General features: G+C 74.2%; 21 protein-coding genes. 6 read left to right on the forward strand and 15 right to left on the reverse strand.

Features of this window, described 5'->3' with window-relative positions; translation table 11 throughout:
- Both GV155_RS12035 and GV155_RS12040 read left to right on the forward strand, forming a co-directional pair.
- A partial coding sequence (locus GV155_RS12035; RefSeq protein ID WP_160008232.1) for a PTS fructose transporter subunit IIC occupies positions 1-1,657 on the forward strand: 1,657 nt, incomplete at its 5' end.
- 88 nt (positions 1,658-1,745) lie between these two features.
- On the forward strand, positions 1,746-2,003 hold the full coding sequence (locus tag GV155_RS12040; protein WP_160008234.1) for an HPr family phosphocarrier protein: 258 nt from the start codon (positions 1,746-1,748) through the stop codon (positions 2,001-2,003).
- 64 nt (positions 2,004-2,067) lie between these two features.
- On the opposite strand, the gene GV155_RS12045 is transcribed toward GV155_RS12040, so the two are convergent.
- The 9 genes from GV155_RS12045 to rimP form a co-directional block, all read right to left on the reverse strand.
- Complete coding sequence (locus tag GV155_RS12045; protein WP_160008236.1) at positions 2,068-3,099, reverse strand: hypothetical protein; 1,032 nt, start codon at positions 3,097-3,099, stop codon at positions 2,068-2,070.
- A gap of 1 nt (position 3,100) precedes the next feature.
- The gene (locus GV155_RS12050; protein WP_236554286.1) at positions 3,101-4,069 is read right to left on the reverse strand and encodes a bifunctional riboflavin kinase/FAD synthetase; all 969 of its coding nucleotides are present in this window, start codon (positions 4,067-4,069) and stop codon (positions 3,101-3,103) included.
- A gap of 22 nt (positions 4,070-4,091) precedes the next feature.
- Positions 4,092-5,006 (reverse strand): tRNA pseudouridine(55) synthase TruB, encoded by a 915-nt coding sequence (gene truB / locus GV155_RS12055; protein ID WP_268892604.1) that lies wholly within the window; start codon positions 5,004-5,006, stop codon positions 4,092-4,094.
- A complete protein-coding gene (rbfA, locus tag GV155_RS12060) occupies positions 5,003-5,509 on the reverse strand; it encodes a 30S ribosome-binding factor RbfA (RefSeq protein WP_160008238.1) in 507 nt (168 codons plus the stop codon). The genes truB and rbfA overlap by 4 nt, the downstream gene beginning before the upstream one ends.
- Positions 5,510-5,625: 116 nt before the next feature.
- On the reverse strand, positions 5,626-7,467 hold the full coding sequence (gene infB / locus GV155_RS12065; protein WP_236554287.1) for a translation initiation factor IF-2: 1,842 nt from the start codon (positions 7,465-7,467) through the stop codon (positions 5,626-5,628).
- A gap of 290 nt (positions 7,468-7,757) precedes the next feature.
- Positions 7,758-8,258 carry a translation initiation factor IF-2 N-terminal domain-containing protein gene (locus tag GV155_RS21140; RefSeq protein WP_442938843.1) on the reverse strand — a complete coding sequence of 167 codons (501 nt, stop codon included), beginning with the start codon at positions 8,256-8,258 and terminating at the stop codon, positions 7,758-7,760.
- Positions 8,259-8,344: 86 nt separating this feature from the next.
- Positions 8,345-8,695: a YlxR family protein gene (locus tag GV155_RS12070; protein ID WP_160008240.1), complete on the reverse strand. Its 351-nt coding sequence runs from the start codon at positions 8,693-8,695 to the stop codon at positions 8,345-8,347.
- Between the two features lie 56 nt (positions 8,696-8,751).
- Entirely contained in the window at positions 8,752-9,804 is a 1,053-nt protein-coding gene (gene nusA / locus GV155_RS12075) for a transcription termination factor NusA (RefSeq protein WP_160008242.1), read from the reverse strand.
- The gene (gene rimP, locus GV155_RS12080) at positions 9,804-10,364 is read right to left on the reverse strand and encodes a ribosome maturation factor RimP (protein ID WP_160008244.1); all 561 of its coding nucleotides are present in this window, start codon (positions 10,362-10,364) and stop codon (positions 9,804-9,806) included. The genes nusA and rimP overlap by 1 nt, the downstream gene beginning before the upstream one ends.
- A 123-nt stretch (positions 10,365-10,487) precedes the next feature.
- On the opposite strand from rimP, the gene GV155_RS12085 reads away from it, so the two are divergent.
- Both GV155_RS12085 and GV155_RS12090 read left to right on the forward strand, forming a co-directional pair.
- Positions 10,488-11,087: a hypothetical protein gene (locus tag GV155_RS12085; protein ID WP_160008246.1), complete on the forward strand. Its 600-nt coding sequence runs from the start codon at positions 10,488-10,490 to the stop codon at positions 11,085-11,087.
- Positions 11,084-11,539, forward strand: coding sequence for a ferritin-like domain-containing protein (locus tag GV155_RS12090; protein ID WP_160008248.1), 456 nt, complete (start codon positions 11,084-11,086; stop codon positions 11,537-11,539). Before GV155_RS12085 ends, GV155_RS12090 begins: the two co-directional genes overlap by 4 nt.
- A 154-nt stretch (positions 11,540-11,693) precedes the next feature.
- Here GV155_RS12090 and GV155_RS12095 read toward each other — a convergent pair whose 3' ends face one another.
- The 6 genes from GV155_RS12095 to GV155_RS12120 all read right to left on the reverse strand — a co-directional run bounded on the left by GV155_RS12095 (position 11,694) and on the right by GV155_RS12120 (position 18,186).
- Positions 11,694-12,668, reverse strand: coding sequence for a zinc metalloprotease (locus tag GV155_RS12095; protein WP_160008250.1), 975 nt, complete (start codon positions 12,666-12,668; stop codon positions 11,694-11,696).
- A 67-nt stretch (positions 12,669-12,735) separates the two neighbouring features.
- Positions 12,736-13,611: a hypothetical protein gene (locus GV155_RS12100; RefSeq protein ID WP_160008252.1), complete on the reverse strand. Its 876-nt coding sequence runs from the start codon at positions 13,609-13,611 to the stop codon at positions 12,736-12,738.
- Between the two features lie 8 nt (positions 13,612-13,619).
- Positions 13,620-15,407 carry a proline--tRNA ligase gene (locus GV155_RS12105; RefSeq protein WP_160008254.1) on the reverse strand — a complete coding sequence of 596 codons (1,788 nt, stop codon included), beginning with the start codon at positions 15,405-15,407 and terminating at the stop codon, positions 13,620-13,622.
- 53 nt (positions 15,408-15,460) lie between these two features.
- Positions 15,461-15,838 (reverse strand): DoxX family protein, encoded by a 378-nt coding sequence (locus tag GV155_RS12110; protein WP_236554289.1) that lies wholly within the window; start codon positions 15,836-15,838, stop codon positions 15,461-15,463.
- Positions 15,839-15,879: 41 nt separating this feature from the next.
- Positions 15,880-16,719 (reverse strand): GNAT family N-acetyltransferase, encoded by an 840-nt coding sequence (locus GV155_RS12115; protein ID WP_160008256.1) that lies wholly within the window; start codon positions 16,717-16,719, stop codon positions 15,880-15,882.
- A gap of 63 nt (positions 16,720-16,782) precedes the next feature.
- On the reverse strand, positions 16,783-18,186 hold the full coding sequence (locus tag GV155_RS12120; RefSeq protein WP_160008258.1) for a cation:dicarboxylate symporter family transporter: 1,404 nt from the start codon (positions 18,184-18,186) through the stop codon (positions 16,783-16,785).
- A 109-nt stretch (positions 18,187-18,295) separates the two neighbouring features.
- Here GV155_RS12120 and GV155_RS12125 point away from each other — a divergent pair, with 109 nt between their 5' ends.
- Positions 18,296-19,921 (forward strand): sensor histidine kinase, encoded by a 1,626-nt coding sequence (locus tag GV155_RS12125; RefSeq protein ID WP_236554290.1) that lies wholly within the window; start codon positions 18,296-18,298, stop codon positions 19,919-19,921.
- Entirely contained in the window at positions 19,918-20,625 is a 708-nt protein-coding gene (locus tag GV155_RS12130) for a response regulator (RefSeq protein WP_160008260.1), read from the forward strand. The genes GV155_RS12125 and GV155_RS12130 overlap by 4 nt, the downstream gene beginning before the upstream one ends.
- Positions 20,626-20,638 lie beyond the last annotated feature (13 nt).

Raw genomic sequence — 20,638 nt, forward strand, 5'->3', positions numbered from 1 at the left:
CAGCGAGGTCGTCGGCGACTCCCCCGCCGCGCCCGCCGCCGCTCCGGCCCCCGCCGCTCCCGCTGCCGCGGCTCCGGCCGCCGCCGCGGGCGGCCAGCGCCGCCGCCTGGTCGCGGTCACCGCCTGCCCGACCGGCATCGCCCACACCTACATGGCGGCCGAGGCCCTCGAAGCCGCCGCCGAGCGTGCCGGGGTCGAGCTGGCCGTCGAGACCCAGGGCTCGGCCGGCTCCAAGCCGCTGGCCCCCGGCGTCATCGCCGCGGCCGACGCCGTCATCTTCGCCGTCGACGTCGGGGTCCGCGACCGGTCCCGCTTCGCGGGCAAGCCGCTGGTCTCCTCGGGCGTCAAGCGCCCGATCGACGAGGGCGACGCCATGATCGCCGAGGCGCTCCGCGTCGCCGACGACCCGCACGCCTCCCGCGTCGAGGGTGCGGCCGGCAGCGGCGGCGAGGACCGCGGCAGCGCCGGCGAGAGCTTCGGCGGCACGGTGCGCCGGGTGCTGATGACCGGTGTCTCCTACATGATCCCGTTCGTCGCCGCCGGCGGCCTGCTGATCGCGCTGGCCTTCCTGCTCGGCGGGTACGAGATCGTCTTCGGCGGCACGAAGGACGGCGTCGCGGTCAACATCGCGCAGGACATGGTCCTGAACAACAGCCTGTTCAACCTGCCCGACCCCTCGGCCTACACCGACCTGCCCAACGGCGCGGAGCTCCAGAACGGCGCCCTGCTGAGCTACCTCGGCGCGCTGCTCTTCGTGCTGGGCGGGGCCGCCTTCGGCTTCCTGGTCCCGGCCCTGGCCGGCTACATCGCCTACGCCATCGCCGACCGCCCGGGCATCGCGCCCGGCTTCGTGATGGGCGCGATCGCGGTCACCACCCAGTCCGGCTTCATCGGCGGCATCATCGGCGGCGTGCTCGCAGGCATCATCGCCAAGTGGATCGCCGGCTGGTCGATCCCGGCCTGGGCCCGCGGCCTGATGCCGGTGCTGGTCATCCCGCTGCTCACGGTGATCCTGGCCGGCTTCGTGATGGTCGTCGTGCTCGCCAAGCCCCTGGCCCTGCTGATGACCTCGCTCAGTGACGGTCTGACCTACATGGGCGAGCGTCCCGGCCTCTCGGTCCTGCTCGGCGCGATCCTCGGCCTGATGATGGCCTTCGACATGGGTGGTCCGCTGAACAAGACCGCCTACGCGTTCGCCACCACGGGCCTGTCCGCCGCCGCGACCGCCACCGACGCCCCGGAGCTGCGGGTGATGGCCGCGGTGATGCTGGCCGGCATGGTCCCGCCGATCGCGCTGGCGCTGGCCACCGTCATCCGCCCGCGCCTCTTCTCGGCCCCCGAGAAGGAGAGCGGGAAGGCCGGCTGGCTGCTCGGCGCCTCGTTCATCACCGAGGGCGCCATCCCGTTCGCCGCAGCCGACCCGCTGCGGGTCATCCCCTCGATCATGGTCGGCAGCGCCGTCACCGGCGGGCTGTCACAGCTCTTCGGCGTCAGCCTGCGCGCCCCCCACGGCGGGATCTTCGTGCTCTTCGCCGTCGACGGCGTCCTCGGCTTCATCGTGTCGCTGGCCGCCGGCGTGGCCGTGGCCGCCGCCATGGTGGTCCTGCTGAAGTCCACCGCCAAGGTCAAGGACCCCGACGCGCTGGTCGCGGCGTGACCTGGGCCATAGGTTCGCACCCGTAGGTTCTGCACCACGTCCGCACCACGCGCGCACCACGCGTACCACGATCCGTGAAGGAGCTCCCATGCCCAGCAAGTCCGTCACCGTCGGCTCTGCCGTCGGTCTGCACGCCCGCCCCGCCGCCCTGATCTCGGAGGCGGCCGGCGACCTGGACTCGGACGTCTTCCTCGGCCTGCCCGGCGGCACCCCCGTCGACGCGGCGTCGGCGCTGATGATCATGACCCTGGGTGCCGGCAACGGCGACACCGTCGAGGTCTCCGGCGACGACCAGGGCGACGTCGACGCGATCGCCGCGCTGGTCGAGAAGGACCTCGACGCCTGACCGCACGCCAGCCACGACCCGCACGACCCGTACGACCCGCAGCCCCTGCTCCCGCCCCGACGGGTCAGGGGCTGCGGCGCGTCCGCAGGGCGAGGTAGACCGCACGCATCCCGACCGCGGTGCGCAGCTCGCTGACCACCGAGGCGAAGAAGTGCTCGCGGTAGGTCTCGTCGGTGACCGTCGAGACCGTCAGGTAGAGCGAGGAGAACGCGGCGAGGAAGAGCGAGACCTGGAACAGCGGCACCGAGACGTTGCTCAGGCCCGGGAGCTGGCGCAGGTCCGCCGGGTCGAGCCCGGTCCACGCCAGCTGGACCTCCTCGTTCATCGCCAGCGTGCCGAAGAGCAGGAAGAACAGCAGCACGGTGCCGGCCAGCAGCAGGACCTGAACGGCCTGGATGACCAGCAGCACGATCACGAGGTTCCAGCGCTCGAAGCCCTCGACCTGCGCCAGCGCCACCACCTCGGCGCCGCGCCCGTCGTCCAGCACCTCCTCGCACGCCTCCTCCAGCGGCGTCCCGGCGCACGCCCGGCGCAGGAAGGCGTCGTCGACCGCGTCGTCGACGAGGTCGACCTCCTCGGGGAGGCGGACCAGCAGGAACCCGAGAGCCAGGCCGACGAAGAGCAGCACCACGAGCCACAGCGTGCCGGTGGTGAGCGAGGCGGAGAGCTGCCACACCTCGGCGTTGATGAACAGGAAGGTGACGAAGACCAGGAGCAGCGGGAGGGCCCTCGTCATCATCGGCAGCAGGGACCGCAGGCTGCCGAAGGTGCGCCCGAGCGCCCAGGTCACGATCGGCCCGGCGCGCAGCACGGTCAGGGCGTACGCCGCCGCGCCCGCCGCGCCCAGCGAGAGCAGGACCGCCGGGGCGGTGCTGATCTGCCCGGTCGCCCAGGCCAACAGGCCGGCGGCGGCCGCCGAGACGAGCAGGACCAGCACCGCCAGCGGGAGGAGCCGTCGCGGCCGCAAGCCGTCCCGGACGCGGCCGCGCACCTCGGGGACGAAGTAGGTCAGCCCGTGCGCGAGGAACCAGGCGTCGGCCGCGGCGAGGACGTCGGGGGTGGAGCGGCGGGAGCGGCGGCGCGGCGTCGGCGCCACGTCAGCCACCGAGCAGGCCGCGGGCCTGCTCGACGTCCTCGGCCATCTGGACCAGCAGCTCCTCGACCGAGTCGAAGGCGGCCATCCCGCGGAGGTGGTGGGCGAGGTCGACCTCCACCTCCGCGCCGTAGAGGGACAGGTCGGTCCGGCCGATCACGTACGCCTCGACCCGCCGGGTGCGCTCGCCGGCGAAGGTCGGGTTCGTGCCGATCGAGACCGCGACGGCGAAGCCGTCCGGGTCGTCGGGACGGGAGGTGCCCGCCGGGCCGCCCAGGACCCGCATCCGGCCCGCGTACACGCCGTCGGCGGCGACCGCGACGTCCGGGCCGACCTCGACGTTGGCCGTCGGGTAGCCGAGCTCGCGGCCGCGCTGGTCCCCCTGCACGACCGGCCCGCGGACGGCCGGGGGCCGGCCGAGCGCCTCGGTGGCGCCGGCGACGTCGCCGGCGGCCAGGCAGGTCCGGACGTAGGTCGAGGACCACACCTGGGGTCCACCGTCCAGGACGACGCCCTCGGCGGTGAACCGGCGGTCCGCCTCCTGCTCGCGACCGAGACCGACGAGCGCCGCGGTGTCACCGGCGGCGCGGGCGCCGAAGCGGAAGTTGGCGCCGACCACGACCGCGCGGGCGTGGAGCCGCTCGACCAGGACGCGGCGCACGAACTCCTCGGGCGTCCAGGCCGCCATCGCCCGGTCGAAGGGCAGGGCCAGGACCTCGTCGACGCCGATCGCGCCGAGCAGCTCGGCCCGCCACGGCACGGGGGTCAGCACGGACGGGGCGTGGTCGGGCCGCAGGACCGCCATCGGGTGCGGGTCGAAGGTCACCGCGACCAGGGGCAGTCCCTCGCGGTCGGCCACGGCGCGGGTCCGGGCCACCACGGCCCGGTGCCCGCGGTGCACGCCGTCGAAGTTGCCGATGGTGACCGCGGTCGGCCCGAGGTCGTCGGGGATCTCGTCGAGGGTGCGCCACACGCGGCCCAGGGTAGTGGCCGTCTCAGACGAGGACGGCCACCGGGCGGGCCCGGCCCTCGCGCGGCTCGTAGAGCGCCAGCAGCCCGCCGGCACCGTCGAGCAGGGCGGTCAGCCCGGCCAGCTCGAGGTCCAGGGGGCGCCCCACCCGCACGTCGCGCTCGGCGTCCTCCCCCAGCTCCAGGACCGGGAAGGCCAGCCGCGCGGCGTCGCCGGGGGCCAGGACGTCGTAGGTCTCCGACAGCTCCTCGATCGTGCGGGCCTCACTGAGCCCGAACGGCCCGACCCGGGTGCGCCGGAGCGCGGTCAGGTGCCCACCGACCCCCAGGTCGTCACCGAGGTCGCGGGCGATGGCCCGGACGTAGGTGCCGCTGGAGCAGCGGACGGTGACGACGACGTCCACCCGCCCGCCCTCGGGCGTCGTCACGGCGGCGACGTCGTGCACCTCGATCGCGTGGATCGTCACCCGACGCGGCTCGAGGACGACCTCCTCGCCGTCGCGCACCCGGGCGTAGGCCCGGCGCCCGTCGACCTTGATCGCGGAGACCGTGCTCGGCACCTGGTCGCGCTCGCCCACCTGGGTCGCGAGGACCGCGCGCACGCGCTCGGGGTCCAGGGCCGCGACGGCCGCCGCCACGGCTTCCGGGTCCGCGGGCGGCAGCGGCTCGCCCTCGGCGTCGTCGGTCGTGGTGCCCCCGCCGAGCCGGATGGTGGCCTCGTAGGTCTTCTCGGTCAGCACGAGGTGGCCGAGCAGCCGGGTGGCCCGCCCGACACCGAGCACCAGCACCCCGGTCGCCATCGGGTCGAGGGTGCCGGCGTGCCCGACCTTGCGGGTGCCGGCCAGCCGGCGTACGCGGGAGACGACGTCGTGGCTGGTCATCCCGCCCGGCTTGTCCACCACGACCAGGCCCGGGACGGGCTCGGGCCGGGGCGTGCTCACCGGCGGTCGGCCGGGTCGTCCAGCCCGTCGGCGTCGTCGAGGCCGGTGTCGTCGGGGTCGGCGTCGTCGGTGTCGTCGGCGTCGCCCTCCTCGCGGGGCTTCTTGTACGGGTCGGCCTCGCCGGCGTACTGCTCGACGCGGCGGGCAGCGAGCTCGGCGTCGAGCTCGCGGGCGCGGGCGAGGACCTCGTCGAGCTTGCGCGCGGTCTCGGGGACCGCGTCGGGCACGAAGGTCAGCGAGGGCGCGTGGCGGGTGCCGAGCTGCTTGGCGACCTCGGAGCGGAGCAGGCCCTTGGCCGACTCCAGCGCCTCGGCGGTGCTCTCGAGGTCGGCGTCCTCGCCGAGGACGGTGTAGTAGATGGTGGCCTGCTGGCTGTCACCGGTGACGCGGACGTCGGTGATGGTCACGAACCCGAGACGCGGGTCCTTGACCCGGCGCTCGAGCATCTGGGCCACGACGACCTGGATCCGGTCGGCGATGCGCCGTACGCGGGGGTTGCTCATCCTCTGCTCCTTCGGGCCGGGGCGGCACCGGAGGCCGACGCACCCGCACGGCCGGAGCCGTGCGGGTGCGTCGTGACCTGCGGTGCTGCAGGGTCGTGCTGGTGGTGCGGTGCGCGTCAGGCGCGCGGGATCTCGCGCATCTCGAAGGACTCGATGACGTCGCCGATCTTGATGTCCTGGAAGTTGCGCAGGACCAGACCGCACTCGAAGCCCTCGCGGACCTCGGACACGTCGTCCTTCTCCCGGCGAAGCGACGCCAGGTCGAGGTTGTCGGCGACCACGGCGTTGTCGCGCAGCACGCGGACCTTGGACCGGCGCTGCACCGTCCCACCGATGATCATGCAGCCCGCGATGTTGCCGAGCTTGGAGGAGCGGAAGATCTCGCGGATCTCCGCGCGCCCCAGGGACGACTCCTCGAACTCGGGCTTGAGCATGCCCTTGAGCGCCGCCTCGATCTCCTCGATGGCCGAGTAGATGACCGAGTAGTAGCGGATCTCGACGCCCTGCTTGTCCGCCAGCTCCGTCGCCTTGCCCTGGGGCCGGACGTTGAAGCCGATGATGATGGCGTCGGAGGCCGCGGCCAGGTCGACGTTGGTCTCGGTGATCGCACCGACACCGCGGTCGATGACCCGGATCCCGACGTCGTCGCCGACGTCGATCTGGGACAAGGCGTCCTCGAGCGCCTCGACCGAGCCGGACACGTCGCCCTTGAGGATGAGGTTGAGCTCCTGGCTCTCGCCCTTCTCCATGGAGGCCATGAAGTCCTCGAGCGTGCGACGGACGCGACGCTTGGCCTGCATGGCCGCCCGCTCGCGCGCCTCACGCTTCTCGGCGATCTGACGGGCCATCCGGTCGTCGTCGACGACGATGAAGTTCTGGCCCGCGCCGGGGACGGCGGAGAGACCGAGCACCATCACCGGGCGCGACGGGTCGGCCTGGGCCAGCTCGTTGCCGTGCTCGTCGAGCATCGCCCGGACGCGGCCGTGGGCCGGACCGGCGACCAGGGAGTCGCCCACGCGCAGCGTGCCGCGCTGGACCAGCACCGTGGCGACCGGACCGCGACCGCGGTCCAGGTGCGCCTCGACGACGAGGCCCTGTGCGTCCTGCGTGGGGTTGGCCCGCAGGTCGAGGGAGGCGTCCGCGGTGAGCACGATCGCCTCGAGCAGCCCCTCCATGTTGAGGTTGGCCTTGGCCGAGACCTCGACGAACATCGTGTCGCCGCCGTACTCCTCGGGCACCAGGCCGTACTCGGTGAGCTGGCCACGGACCTTGGTCGGGTCCGCGTCGGGCTTGTCGATCTTGTTGACCGCGACCACGATCGGCACGCCGGCGGCCTTGGCGTGGTTGAGCGCCTCGACCGTCTGCGGCATCACGCCGTCGTCGGCCGCGACGACCAGCACCGCGATGTCGGTCGCCTGGGCACCACGGGCACGCATGGCGGTGAACGCCTCGTGGCCCGGGGTGTCGATGAAGGTGATCGGACGCTCGTTGCCGTCGACCTCGGTGACGACCTGGTAGGCCCCGATGTGCTGGGTGATCCCACCGGCCTCCTTGTCGACCACGTTGGCCGAGCGGAGGGCGTCGAGCAGCTTGGTCTTTCCGTGGTCGACGTGACCCATGACGGTCACGACCGGCGGCCGGATCATCAGGTCGGCCTCGTCGCCCTCGTCCGAGCCGAACTCGAGGTCGAAGGACTCCAGCAGCTCGCGGTCCTCGTCCTCGGGCGAGACGACCTCGACGTTGTAGTTGAGCTCCTCACCGAGCAGCTCCAGCGTCGCGTCGTTGACCGACTCGGTCGACGTCACCATCTCGCCCAGGTGGAACAGCATCTGGACCAGCGCCGCGGCGTCGAGCCCCACCTTGTCGGCGAAGTCGGTCAGCGAGGCGCCGCGCGCCAGGCGCACGGTCTCGCCGTTGCCCTTGCGGACGCGCATCCCACCGAGGGTGGGAGCCTCCATCTGCTCGAACTCCTGGCGACGCGCCCGCTTGGACTTGCGCCCACGGCGCGAGGGACCACCGGGACGCCCGAAGGCACCCTGCGTGCTGCCCCGCTGGGGCGGACGGCCACGGCCGCCGAACCCACCGGTGCGCGGCGGCCCACCGGGCGCACCGCCCGGTGCGCCACGACCCGGGGCTCCGCCCGGACCGCCGCGACCCGGGGCACCGGCGCGGCCGGGGGCACCCGGACGACCGGGGGCACCGGTACGACCACCGGGGCCACCACCGAACGCGGCCGGGGACTTCGGCATCATCGCCGGGTTCGGGCGAGGCATGCCCGGGCGCGGCGGAGCGCCGTCGCGACCGGCGGGCGGACGCGGCGGACGGTTGTCGCTCTCGGTCCCACCGGCGGCCGGGGGTGCGCCGGCGGCCGGGGGTGCGGCAGGCGGCGCGGCGGGCTTGCGGCCCATCCCCTGGTTGGAGGAGAACGGGTTGTTGCCGGGACGCGGCGAGCCGCTGCGGCCCACCGGACGCGGGGCCGGGGCCTTGGGCGTCGGGGGAGCGATGCGGGGGCCGGCGCGGCAGCCGGCGCTGCGGGGGCGGCGGCGGGTGCGGCCGGGGCCTCCGACGTCGCGGGGGCCGCTGCCTTCAGCGAGGCGCCGACCTCCTTGCGGAAGCGCACCTCGGCAGGCATCTCGACGGTCGAGCTCGCCGACTTGACGAACTCACCCATCTCCTTGAACTTCTCGAGAACGAACTTGCTCTCGACTCCGAACTCTTTGGCGAGCTCGTGGACTCGGGTCTTAGCCACGTTTCTCCTTCTGGCCCGACCCGCGTCCTGCGTGCGTCGGACCGTTATTGGCGGTGCAAACTCATCGGGAGTTACTCATCGAGTGCTCATGAGCTGCTGCTCCAGTTCCTGGTCGGTCCTTCTCTGGTCTGTGCCGAGCTGGTGAGCCACTCCCCCACCGGCGCCGCGTCCAGCCCCGCCGGGGCCCGGAGGGCCCTGGCGAACGCCTTGCGCCGCACCGCGAGGTCGTAGCACCGGGTCGTGGGGTGGAGGTGCGCCCCGCGTCCCGGTGCGGTGGCGTCCAGGTCGGGCACCGCGGCCGGTCGGCCGACGGGGTCCGAGCCGGTCGTCACCCGCACCAACTCGCGCTTGGCGGCCCGCTCCCGACAGCCGATACAGGTGCGGACCGGGCCCTCGGAAGGGTCCGGACGTGCCTGTGCTGTCGATCGACGTGCCACCGTTGCACCACCCTACCTCCCTGCTCGGCAGGGGAGAAACGACGTCGCCGCGAGCCCTACGACCTGGCCGGGTCCGCCGGCGTCTCCGCGGCGGCGGCGGCGGGCGGAGCGACGGGCGGAGCGACGGGCTCCTCGTCCTCGGCCGGCTCCTCGTCGGAGTGGATGTCGATGCGCCACCCGGTGAGGCGGGCGGCCAGGCGGGCGTTCTGGCCCTCCTTGCCGATCGCCAGCGACAACTGGTAGTCCGGCACCACGACCCGTGCCGAGCGGGCGGCCAGGTCGACGACCCGGACCTCGCTGACGCGGGCCGGCGACAGGGCGCTGGCCACGAGGCGGGCGGGATCCTCGGCCCAGTCGACGATGTCGATCTTCTCGCCGTCGAGCTCGGCCATCACGTTGCGCACCCGCTGACCCATCGGGCCGATGCAGGCGCCCTTGGCGTTGATCCCGGGCACCTTGGTGTGCACCGCGATCTTCGTGCGGTGCCCGGCCTCGCGCGCGATCGCGGCGATCTGCACGCTGCCGTCGGCGATCTCAGGCACCTCGAGGGCGAAGAGCTTGCGGACCAGGTTGGGGTGCGAGCGCGAGAGCGTCACCTGCGGCCCACGCATCCCCTTGCGCACCGACAGCACCAGGCACTTGATCCGGGTCCCGTGCTTGTAGGTCTCGCCCGGGGAGCGCTCGGCGACCGGGAGGTGCGCCTCGAGCTTGCCGAGGTCGACCAGCACGTCGTCGGGGTTGCGGCCCTGCTGGATCACCCCGGAGATGACGTCGCCCTCGCGACCGGCGAACTCGCCGAAGCGGCGGTCGTCCTCGGCGTCGCGGAGCCGCTGCAGCATGATCTGCTTGGCGGTCGTGGTCGCGATCCGGCCGAACCCCTCGGGGGTGTCGTCGAACTCGCCGACCTTCGCACCGTCCTCGTCGAGCTCGGGGGCCATCACCGCGACGTGGCCGCTCTTGCGGTCGAGCGCGACCCGCGCACCGGTGCTGGCGCCCGGTGACTTCAGGTAGGCCATCAGCAGCGCCTGCTCGATCGCCTCGACGAGCACGTCGAAGCTGATCTCCTTCTCGCGCTCCAGCATCCTCAGGATGCTCAGGTCGATGTCCATCAGTCGTCCTCCTCGCTCGAGGCGACGACGTCGTCGCCCTCGTCGTCCGTGCCGTCGTTCTCGTCGTTCTCGTCGTTCTCGTCGCCCTCGGGGTCCGTGGGCCTGGCCCGGCGGTTCAGCTCCACCTGCACCAGGGCGCGGGCCACGTCGGCGTACGCGAGCGTGGTGGGGGTGCCGTCGACGTCGAGGTCGACCGAGTCGGGGCCGGCGGCCACGACCCGCCCGGTGACCGGGTCGCCCTCGTGCAGGGTCACCCTCACCAGGCGGTCGACGTTGCGGCGCCAGTGACGCTCGAGGGTCAGCGGGCGGTCGACGCCGCGCGAGGTCACCTCGAGGGTGTAGGGGTGCTGGCCCATCACGTCGGAGGCCTCGAGCACCTCGTCGACGCGACGGGTGGCCTCGGCGACGTCGTCGAGGGTGACGCCACCGTCCTGGTCGACGGCCACGCGCAGCACGCGGCGCTTGCCGGCCGGCGTCAGCTCCACGGCCTCGAGGTCGAGCCCGAGCTCGAGCAGGGGGCCTGCGAGCTCGTCGGCGATCCGGTCCTGGGGCGCGTTCACGGTGCCGTCCTCCTGTGCTGTTGTGGTCGAGCCCGCGGCGCGCGCGGGCAAGGGACGATCCTAGGGCATGGCGACGTCCTCGCCGGCCGGGCCGTGGAGCCGGCGCGGGTAGGCTCACCGCCCGTGACCCCGACCGCCGCCCCGACTCCGGCACGGGTGCCGGCACGGGTGCCGGCCTCCCGCCGGGGGCTGCTGCTCGGCGGCGCGGGCCTGAGCCTGCTCCTGGTGGGCTGCAGCGCCGGCAGCGACGCCCCGGCCTCGCGGGAGGGTGCCCTGAGCCCCGCCACGACGGGGACGCCGGACGGGGCCCCGAACGGCGCGCAGGAGCCCACCGACGACGCCGACCTGGTGGGCACGGCCCGCGAGGCGCTGGCGGCGGCGGCCACGCTGGTGACGGTGGCTCAGCGCTCGGTGCCGTCCCTGCGGGGCGTGCTCGCCCCGCTCCTGGCGCTGCACGAGGCCCACGCGGAGGCGCTCGGCCAGCCGCTCGACCTGCCCCGGGCCACCCGGCGGGCCGCCCCGGCCGACCCGCTGCTGGCCCTGGTGCGCGACCGGGAGGAGCAGCTGCGGATCCGTCTCGCCGACCTCTCCGTCGCCGCCGACAGCGGTGCGCTGGCCCGGCTGCTGGCCTCGATGTCGGCCGGCCTCGCCCAGCGGTTGGCGGTGCTGCCGACCACCGCGCCCGCTGCTGCACCCGGCGCCGGTCGCCGGGGCCGGTCGTGACGCCCCGCGAGGCGCTGCAGGACGCGCTCGCCGCCGAGCACGCCGCCCTGTGGGTGCACGGTCTGCTCGGGGCGCAGACCTCGCGGACCACGGACCCCGCGCTGGCGGGCCTGCTCGACGAGGCCTACGCCGCCCACCGGGAGCGGCGCGACCGGCTCACGGAGCTGCTGGTCGCCGACGGCGCCGAGCCCGTGGCCGCGCTGGCGGCGTACGACGTGCCGGGCGACCTGGGCACGGCCGCCGGCATCGAGCGGGCGGCGCTCGACCTGGAGCGCGGGTGTGCCGCCGTCTGGGCGACGGTGGTGGAGAGCACCGTGGGCGAACGACGTCGCCTGGCGGTGGCGGTGCTGACGGAGACAGCGGTCCGCGAACTCGACTTCCGGGGAACGCCCGAGATGTTCCCCGGATCGTCGAGCACGCGGACCGCTGAGGGCCCGGGACAGGAGCCATGAGGTCCGCGGCCGGTGTGGGCTCCGACCGCTTCCCTCGAGGAAGACTGTGCCCCAGGACGAGGCCCCCCGCGAGAGCCTCCGCTCCTCACGTCTTCGCATTGCAGGAACCTGCAGAGACGGGGTCGTGGCGGCCGCGGAGCCAGGACGCCGGGGCTCAGGCCCGGTAGGCGGCGAACGCCGACCGCATCCGGGCGACCTGGCCGTCGCTGAAGCGCTCGTAGCAGGCGTCGTCGCTGTAGTCCATGTAGTTGTGCACCGGGTCGTTGCCCGGCAGCCGGCAGGAGTCGCGCCCCACGGGGCAGCCGCTGCTCTCGCTGCGCTGCGCCGGGGTGTCGCGGACCAGGTCGTTGCGGCGCGTGCAGCCGCCCTGGAACGTGTGGTAGAGCCCCAGCCAGTGCCCCACCTCGTGGGTGGCGGTCCTGCCCTGGTCGAACCGCTCGAGGTCGCCCCCCGGAAGGGAGCCGACGTTGACCCGCACCCCGTCGATCCTCGGTCGGTCGGCCTGGTCCCAGGGGAAGGTGGCCACCCCGAGGTACTCGAAGTCGACCAGCCAGATGTTCAGGGCACGGGCCCCGCCGCGGTGGGTCTCGGCGCGGTACTCCTCGCTGAGGCGGTCCTGGTGGTAGCGGTCGTCGTAGGTCCGGTCGATGCCGGACAGGTCGAAGTCGAACCCGGAGCCGGCGTACGTCCGGTCGAGCACCCGGACCTGCCGGCGGACGGCGTCGCGACCGACGTCGCCCTCGCCGTCCTCACCGGCCATCACGTGGACGTAGGTCGGCACGTCCCGCGCTGCGGCCGCGCCCGGGGCCCGCTGCGCCAGGAGCAGGTCGGTGCGCGCCTCGATCGCGCGCTGCTCGGCCGGCGTGACCTCGCGGTGGTCGGGACCCTGGGTCGCCCGGCTCGTCCGCGCCGCCGGGCCTGCGGAGGCGTCCGCGGACGTCTCGCGCCCGGGACCCTGCTGGTGCCCACCGGCGCGGCAGCCGGTCTCCGTGGAGCTCGCGACGGCCGAGGACGGCTCCGGGGACGGGGAGGGCGCCGGCGCCGCGGTGGCGGCCGGACCGGTGGCGATCAGGGCCGCGGTCGCGAGGGCCACGGCGGCGAGGGGGCGCAGGGAGCTGGTCAGGCGCACGAGGTGTGCCTCTCCGTCGGGCCGCGGGGGCGGCAGGGGCTCCCGGCGGCGCCGGGAGCGGACCCGCTCAGCCTGCCTCACGGGTGGCCCCCGCGGCCAGGACGCCCCGGTCCGGGCCGGGCGGGAGGACGCCGAGGGCGTCCGCCAGGACGCGGGCCACGGCCGGCACGCCCAGGTAGAGCTCGGCGCCGTGGCGTGCCGGCGGGAGCCGCACCGGGAGGTCGACCGCTGCGGGGAACAGGCGTGCGCTGCCCCGGCCCAGCGGGACGAGGTCGCGCGGGCTGTGCAGGTTGACCCAGGACCCGACCCGGTCGTAGGGGAAGGACGCCTGGGTGCGTCCCGGGCCGCGGTGCAGCGACGGCCAGCCGGCCGGGCTGCCCAGGGTGACCAGGCGCGGCACCCGGACACCGGCGGGCAGGTGCGGCAGCAGGTCCAGCGCCACCAGCGAGCCGAGGCTGTGGGCGAGGACCACCACCTCGTCGTCGTCGCCGGTCGCCGGGCGGGCGCGGGCATCCAGCCCGGTGAGCACGCGGTCCAGGACGCGGTGGCGCAGGGCCGGGTCGCGCCGGTAGTGCTCGACGTGGCGCATGGAGGCGCTCACCGCGCCCCACAGGTGGCGGCCGGCCTCGTAGACCGGCGACGGCACGAGGTGCCGACCGGCCACCGGCGCTCCCAGGACGTCGGCGAGCCGCTGCCGCTCGACCATGAAGGCACCCCGCGCCGCGGCCGCGCCGACGGCGTCGTAGGTCGGTTCGCACGCGGGAGGAACCGGCAGCACGCGGTCCCCGGCGAGCAGGTCGACGTAGTCCGGCACCAGGAGGTCCTCGCCCTGCCGGAGCGGGGCGAGGCCGTGACTCGCCAGGGCACGGTCGAGCGCGGACCGCCACCGCCCGCCGCGTACCCGCTCCCCCACCCCGTGCAGGTAGAGGACCCTCCGGCCCATGCGTGCCCTCAGCCGCGGACGAGGGCGACGAGGTGGTCGACGACGTGCTCGGCCGCGACGTCCTCCCGCACCCCGGTACGCCGGTCCTTGACCTCGATGGTGCCGTCGGCCAGGGACTTGCCGACCACGACGATGGTCGGCACGCCGATCAGCTCGGCGTCCTTGAACTTCACCCCGGGGCTGACCTTGTGCCGGTCGTCGTAGATCACCTCGACGCCGGCGGCGTCGAGCGCGTGCGCGACCCGCTCGGCGGCGGCCTTGACCGCCTCGTCCTTGCCGGCCGCGACCAGGTGGACGTCGGCCGGGGCCAGCTCGCGGGGCCAGCACAGGCCCTGCTCGTCGAGGGTGCCCTCGGCCACCACGGCCACGGCGCGGGTGATGCCGACGCCGTAGGAGCCCATGGTGACGGTCACCAGCTTGCCGTTCTCGTCCAGCACCTGGAGGTCCAGGGCGTCGGCGTACTTGCGGCCGAGCGCGAAGATGTGGCCCATCTCGATGCCGCGCGCGGTCTCCAGGACGCCGTCGTCGCACACCGGGCAGGCATCGCCGTCACGGACCTCGGCGGCCTCGATGGTGCCGTCGGGGGTGAAGTCGCGCCCGGCGACGAGGTCGACCACGTGGCTGCTGTCGACGTTGGCGCCGGTGACCCACCGGGTCCCCTCGACGACCCGGGGGTCGACCAGGAAGCGGATGCCGGACTCGCTCTTCTCGCCGAGCACGGGCGCACCGGTGGGCCCGGCGCCGGGGCCGATGTAGCCCTTGACCAGGCTGGGGTGCCGGGCGAACTCGGTCTCGTCGAAGGCGTGGACCTCGATCGGCTCGAGCTGGCCCTCCAGGCGCTTCTGGTCGACCTCGCGGTCGCCGGGGACCCCGATCGCCAGGGGCTCACGGGTGCCGTCGGGGTGCTGGAGGGTGACCAGGACGTTCTTCAGGGTGTCCGCGGCCTCCCAGGCCCGGTCCTCGCGGGGGAGGGCGGCGTTCAGGTGGTCCACCAGCGTGGCGATCGTGGGCGTGCCGGGCGTGTCCTCGGCGTGGGCGGCGGGCGCGTCGTCGTACGCGACCGCCTGCGGCGCACGGACCTCGACGGCCTCGACGTTGGCGGCGTAGTCGCAGGTCGTGCAGCGGACGTAGGTGTCCTCGCCGACCGCGGCCTTGGCCAGGAACTCCTCCGAGCGCGAGCCGCCCATGGCACCCGAGGTGGCCTTGACCACGACGTAGTCGAAGCCGAGCCGGTCGAAGATCCGGACGTAGGCGTCGCGGTGGGCCTGGTAGCTGACGTCGAGCCCGGCGTCGTCGACGTCGAAGGAGTAGGAGTCCTTCATGATGAACTCGCGTCCGCGGAGCACGCCGGCGCGAGGACGCGCCTCGTCGCGGTACTTGGTCTGCACCTGGTAGATCGACAGCGGCAGGTCCTTGTAGGAGGAGTAGAGGTCCTTCACGATGAGGGTGAACATCTCCTCGTGCGTGGGCCCGAGCAGGTAGTCGGCGCCCTTGCGGTCCTTCAGCCGGAAGATGCCGTCGCCGTACTCGCTCCAGCGCCCCGAGGCCTCGTAGGGCTCCTTGGGCAGCAGCGCGGGGAAGGACAGCTCCTGGGCGCCGATGGCGTCCATCTCCTGGCGCACGATCCGCTCGACCTTGCGCAGCACGCGCAGGCCCAGCGGCAGCCAGGTGTAGATGCCGGGGGCGGCGCGGCGGATGTAGCCGGCGCGGACGAGCAGGCGGTGGCTCGGCACCTCGGCGTCCGCGGGGTCGTCCCTCAACGTGCGCACGAACAGGGTGGACATCCGCGTGATCATGCGCTCAGCGTAGGTGGCGGGGACCTCGCCGCACGAACCAGTTCCCGCCGGGCTCAGCGTCCGCGGGCCACCCGGAGCGCGACGCCGACCAGCGGCGCCTGGAGCGGGACGCGGGCGAGCGTGCCGATCCGCCAGGCACGGCTGCGGGCACGGCGACCGTCCAGGGCCATCTGGACGTTGCCCGGCAGGATCGCCAGCAGCAGCGCGGCGGTGGCCCAGCCACCTGCCTGCCGGGTGGCGGGGTGCAGCACCGCGGCGGCGCAGGCCAGCTCGGCCACCCCCGAGAGGTGCACGGTCCGCCGCGGCCCGACCGGCACCCACGAGGGCACCAGCGGCTCGAAGACCTGCGGGCGCGCGAGGTGGAGCACGCCGCTGGCGGCGAACGCACCGGTCAGCGCGCGGGCGGGCAGGGTCAGCGGAGCGGCGGTCACGCGCCCACCGTAGGGGGCCGGTCCCGCGCCCGGGTCCCGGCTCAGAACATGACGGTCGAGAACCGGGCGGTCTCGACGAAGCCGGCGCGGGCGTAGGCGCGGCGGGCGGTGGTGTTCCACTCGTTGACGTAGAGCGAGACCGTCGGGGCGATCTCGGCCTGGACCAGCGCGGCCACGGCGGCCATCCCGGCGGTGGCCAGGCCGCGACCGCGGTGGGCGGGCGGGACCCACACCCCCTGGACCTGCGCCGCGGCGCCGGTCGCGCAGGCGACCTCGGCCTTGAAGACCAGCTCGTCACCGTCGTAGCGGGCGAAGGACCAGCCGCGGCTGACCAGCTGGGCCACCCGGGTGCGGTAGAGGTCGGAGCCGCCCTGCTCGGGCGAGATGCCGACCTCCTCGGTGTACATCGCCACGCACGCCGGGTAGAGCGTCTCGAGGTCGTCGCGCGTGGTGCGCCGCACCCCGGGGTCGGGCTCGACGGCGGGAGCACCGCGCAGCTCCAGGTGCGGCTGGAGCCACCGACGCTCACGGGGCCGGCCCCAGGTCCGGGCCGCCTGGTTCCAGAACGCCCGGACCGGCTCGTGCCGCCCGACCAGCGTCGAGGCGGTGCGGTGCACGCTCAGGGCCTTCTCGGCGAAGACCCGCGCGTCGTCCTCGTCGGCCTGCACCGGCACGATGTTGGCCCCCGCGTGGCAGGCCGCGACCAGCTCGCCGTCGCGGTAGCGGCCCCACATCTCCCCGCCCAGCCAGCGCGGCTCGAGGCGGGTGGTCGCGGCCCGGTGCAGGACGAAGACGTTGACGACGGGGTCGCGGCCCGCGAGCGCGCCGAACTCCTCGAGGTCGTCGGACCCGAGCACGCGGACCCCGTGACGGGTGGACACGCGTCCGAGCCTAGTGGGCGCCGCCCGGGCGGCGCCCACCGAGTCGTACGGGACGGGTCGGGGCTAGCCCGCGGTGGACGGGGTCGTCGCCGAGGACCCCACCCGGCCGGCCGGCGAGGAGCGCTCGGCCTCGTACTCGTCGTCGACCATGTCGCTCTCGTCGAACGGGTGCAGGCCGTCGAGCACCTCGTTGAGCCGCTGCTTGTCGAGGCCGCCGGTCCACTGCCCGACCAGCAGGGTCGCGATCGAGTTCCCGGCGAAGTTGGTGACCGCGCGGGCCTCCGACATGAACCGGTCGATGCCGACGATGAGGCCGACGCCGTCGAGCAGCTCGGGCCGGTGCGAGGCGAGCCCGCCGGCCAGGGTGGCCAGGCCGGCGCCGGTGACGCCGGCGGCGCCCTTCGAGGCGATGATCATGAAGACCAGCAGGGAGATCTGCTCGCTGATGCTCAGCGGCAGGCCGAGCGCGTCCGCGACGAAGATCGAGGCCATCGTCAGGTAGATCGCGGTGCCGTCGAGGTTGAAGGAGTAGCCGGTGGGCACGACGACGCCGACGGTGGTCTTCTCGACCCCGGCGTGCTCCATCTTGGCGATCAGGCGGGGCAGCGCCGACTCCGAGGAGGACGTCGAGACGATCAGCAGGAACTCGCGGCCGAGGTAGCGGAACAGCTTCAGCACGTTAACCCCGGTGACGGCCTTGAGGATCGTGCCGAGCACCAGGAACACGAACAGGAAGCAGGTGACGTAGAACCCGATCATGATCGTGGCCAGGCTCTTCAGCGCGTCGACGCCGGTCTCGCCGACCACGCCGGCGATGGCGCCGAACGCGCCGATCGGGGCGGCCCACATGATCATCGCCAGCACCTTGAAGACCACGCGCTGCAGGTGGCCGATGCCGGTCAGGATCGGCTGACCGGCGCGGCCCAGGCCCTGGATCGCGAAGCCGACCAGGAGCGCCACGAGCAGGGTCTGGAGGACCTCGCCCTCGGTCAGCGCCGAGAACAGCGAGGTCGGGATGATGCCGAGGACGAAGTCGGTGGTGCTGCTGGCCTCCCCGGCCTGCTCGGCGCCCGCAGCCGCGGTGTCGGGCGTCAGGTTGAGGCCCTCGCCCGGGTCCAGGATGTTGCCGACGACCAGGCCGATGGCCAGGGCGACCGTCGACATCGACAGGAAGTAGACCAGGGCGAGGATGCCGACCTTGCCGACGTGGGCGGCGCTGCGCACCGAGCCGATGCCGAGCACCAGCGTGCAGAAGATGACCGGCGAGATCATCATCTTGATGAGGTTGACGAAGGCCTCGCCGATGGGCTTGAGCTGGACGGCGAACTCGGGGGCGACGAAGCCCACCACGATGCCGAGCAGGACCGCGGCGATCACCGCGAGGTACAGGTAGTGCGAGCGGTCGCGACGCTTCGTGGGCGTCGCGGTGCTGTCGGCCCGCGGGGACGCGGTCGGGTCGTGGCTCATGGCTCTCCTCTGGTCGGGCGCTGCCGGCCCAGTCTCGGGCGGCCTGTGACCGGCGTCACCGTTGTGGTCGTTGTGGTCGCCGCCACGGCGGGTGGGACAGGATGGGCGGGTGGCCGGCGACCTGAAGGACCCCGACGGGTCCAGCCCGGTCGCCCGGCAGATCCTGGCGCTCCAGGTCCTCGTGGTCCTCCTGGTCGTCGTCGGGGCCTGCGCCCTGGCCTGGACCGACGCGCGACGGTCCCAGGTCGAGGACGCCCGGACCCGGGCACTCGCCGTGGCCGAGACCGTGGCCGACAACCCGCTGGTGGCCCGGCTGCTGGCCGGTCCCGGGGTGGGTGCCGACCCGGTGGCCGACGCCGGGGTGGTCGCCCGGCTGCAGCCCTACGCCGAGGTGGTGCGCGCCGACACGCGTACCGACTTCGTCGTGGTGATGGACACCGACCGGACCCGCTTCACGCACCCCGACACGACGTTGATCGGCCAGGAGTTCATCGGCGACCTCGGCGACGCCCCGGCCGGTGGCACCTTCACCCAGGAGTACACCGGCACGCTCGGGCCCTCGATGCGGGCCGTCGTCCCGGTCGTCGACGTCGGCGGGAGCATCGTCGGCCTGGTCGCGGTGGGGATCACCACCGACCGCATCCAGGACGACCTGCTCGCCCGGGTGCCCAGCATCCTGCTGGCCGGCGCCGCCGTGCTCGGCGTCGGCCTGGCCGGCGCCTGGCTGATCAGCCGTCGCCTGCGCCGCCAGACGCACGGGCTGGGCGAGGGCGAGATCACGCGGATGTACGAGTACTACGACGCCGTGCTGCACGCGGTGCGCGAGGGCCTGCTGCTGCTCGACCCGGACGGGCGGGTGCGGCTGTTCAACGAGGAGGCGCGGCGCCTGCTCGACCTGCCGGACGACGCGGTCGGCCGCCCCGTGGCCGAGCTGGTCCCGCCGGGCCTGGCCGGGGCCGCGGTCGACGCGGAGCCGGGCACCGACGAGATCCACCTCGCCGACGCCTCCGTCCTGGTCGTCAACAGTGCCCCGGCCCGCTGGGACGGGCGCGAGGTCGGCCGGGTGGTGACCCTGCGCGACCACACCGAGCTGCGGGCGGTCACCGGCGAGCTCGACACCGTGCGCGGCCTGGCCGAGTCGCTGCGCTCGCAGAACCACGAGGCGGCCAACCGGCTGCACACGGTGGTCTCGCTGGTCGAGCTCGGCCGGACCTCGGAGGCCGTCGCGTTCGCCACCGAGGAGCTGGCCCAGGCGCAGCTGCTCGCCGACCGCGTCGTGGCCTCGGTCGAGGACCCGGTCCTCTCGGCACTGCTGCTCGGGAAGACCGCGCAGGCCGCCGAGCGCGGGCTGACCCTGGTGATCACCGACGAGACGCAGGTCGAGGCGCTGCCGCTGGACTCGCGTGCCGCCGTCACGGTGGTCGGCAACCTCGTCGACAACGCGCTGGACGCCGCCGCCGGCAGTGAGCGACGTCTGGTCGAGGTCGCGATCAACGCCGACGCGGACCACCTGCACCTGCTGGTCGGCGACTCCGGCCCTGGCATCGAGGACGACGTCGTCGAGCGGGTCTTCGAGCGCGGCTGGTCGAGCAAGGAGCCCCACGACGGCACCGGGCGGGGTCTGGGCCTGGCGCTGGTCGTCTCCACCGTGCGCCGGGCCGGGGGCGACGTGCGGGTCGGGCGCTCCGCGCTCGGGGGCGCGTCGTTCGAGGTCCGGATCGGGGACGGGCGGTGAGCGGGGCGGGTGACGTCGCGGTGCTGGTCGTGGAGGACGAGGAGCTCGCTGCGGCCGCCCACGCGGCGTACGTCGGGCGCACGCCGGGCTTCGCCCTGGCCGGTGTCGCCCGCTCGGCGCGGGACGCGCTGGTGCGGCTGCGCCAGGGCGGCGTCGACCTCGTCCTGCTCGACCTGAACCTCCCCGACGGCCACGGTCTCGACCTGGTCGGCCGGATGCGCGCCGAGGGCCTGTGGTGCGACGTGATCGCGGTGACCGCGGCGCGGGACGTGGAGGTCGTACGACGCGCGGTCTCGCAGGGCGTCGTGCTCTACCTGCTCAAGCCGTTCGCGTACGCGACCTTCCGCACCAAGCTCGAGCAGTACGCCGACTACCGCTCGCGGATGGCCGCCGAGGCGACCGGCGCGGGCCAGCTGGGCCAGGAGGAGGTCGACCGGGCGCTGGGCACCCTGCGTCCGGGCTCGGACTCCCCCGGCTCGCTGCCGAAGGGGATGAGCGCCGACACCCTGCGCGAGGTGGTGGCCGCCCTGCGGGCCGCGGGCACGGCGCGCTCGGCCTCCGAGCTCGGCGAGGTCACGGGCGCCTCGCGGGTCACGGTGCGCCGCTACCTCGAGCACCTCGCCGCGGAGGGGCTGGTGCGACGCGGGACGCGGTACGGCGGCAGCGGCCGCCCCGAGGTGGAGTACCGCTGGTCCGGGGCCTGACCCGCTGTCGGTG

Source organism: Nocardioides sp. AX2bis (genome assembly GCF_902506435.1).
Lineage (GTDB): Bacteria > Actinomycetota > Actinomycetes > Propionibacteriales > Nocardioidaceae > Nocardioides.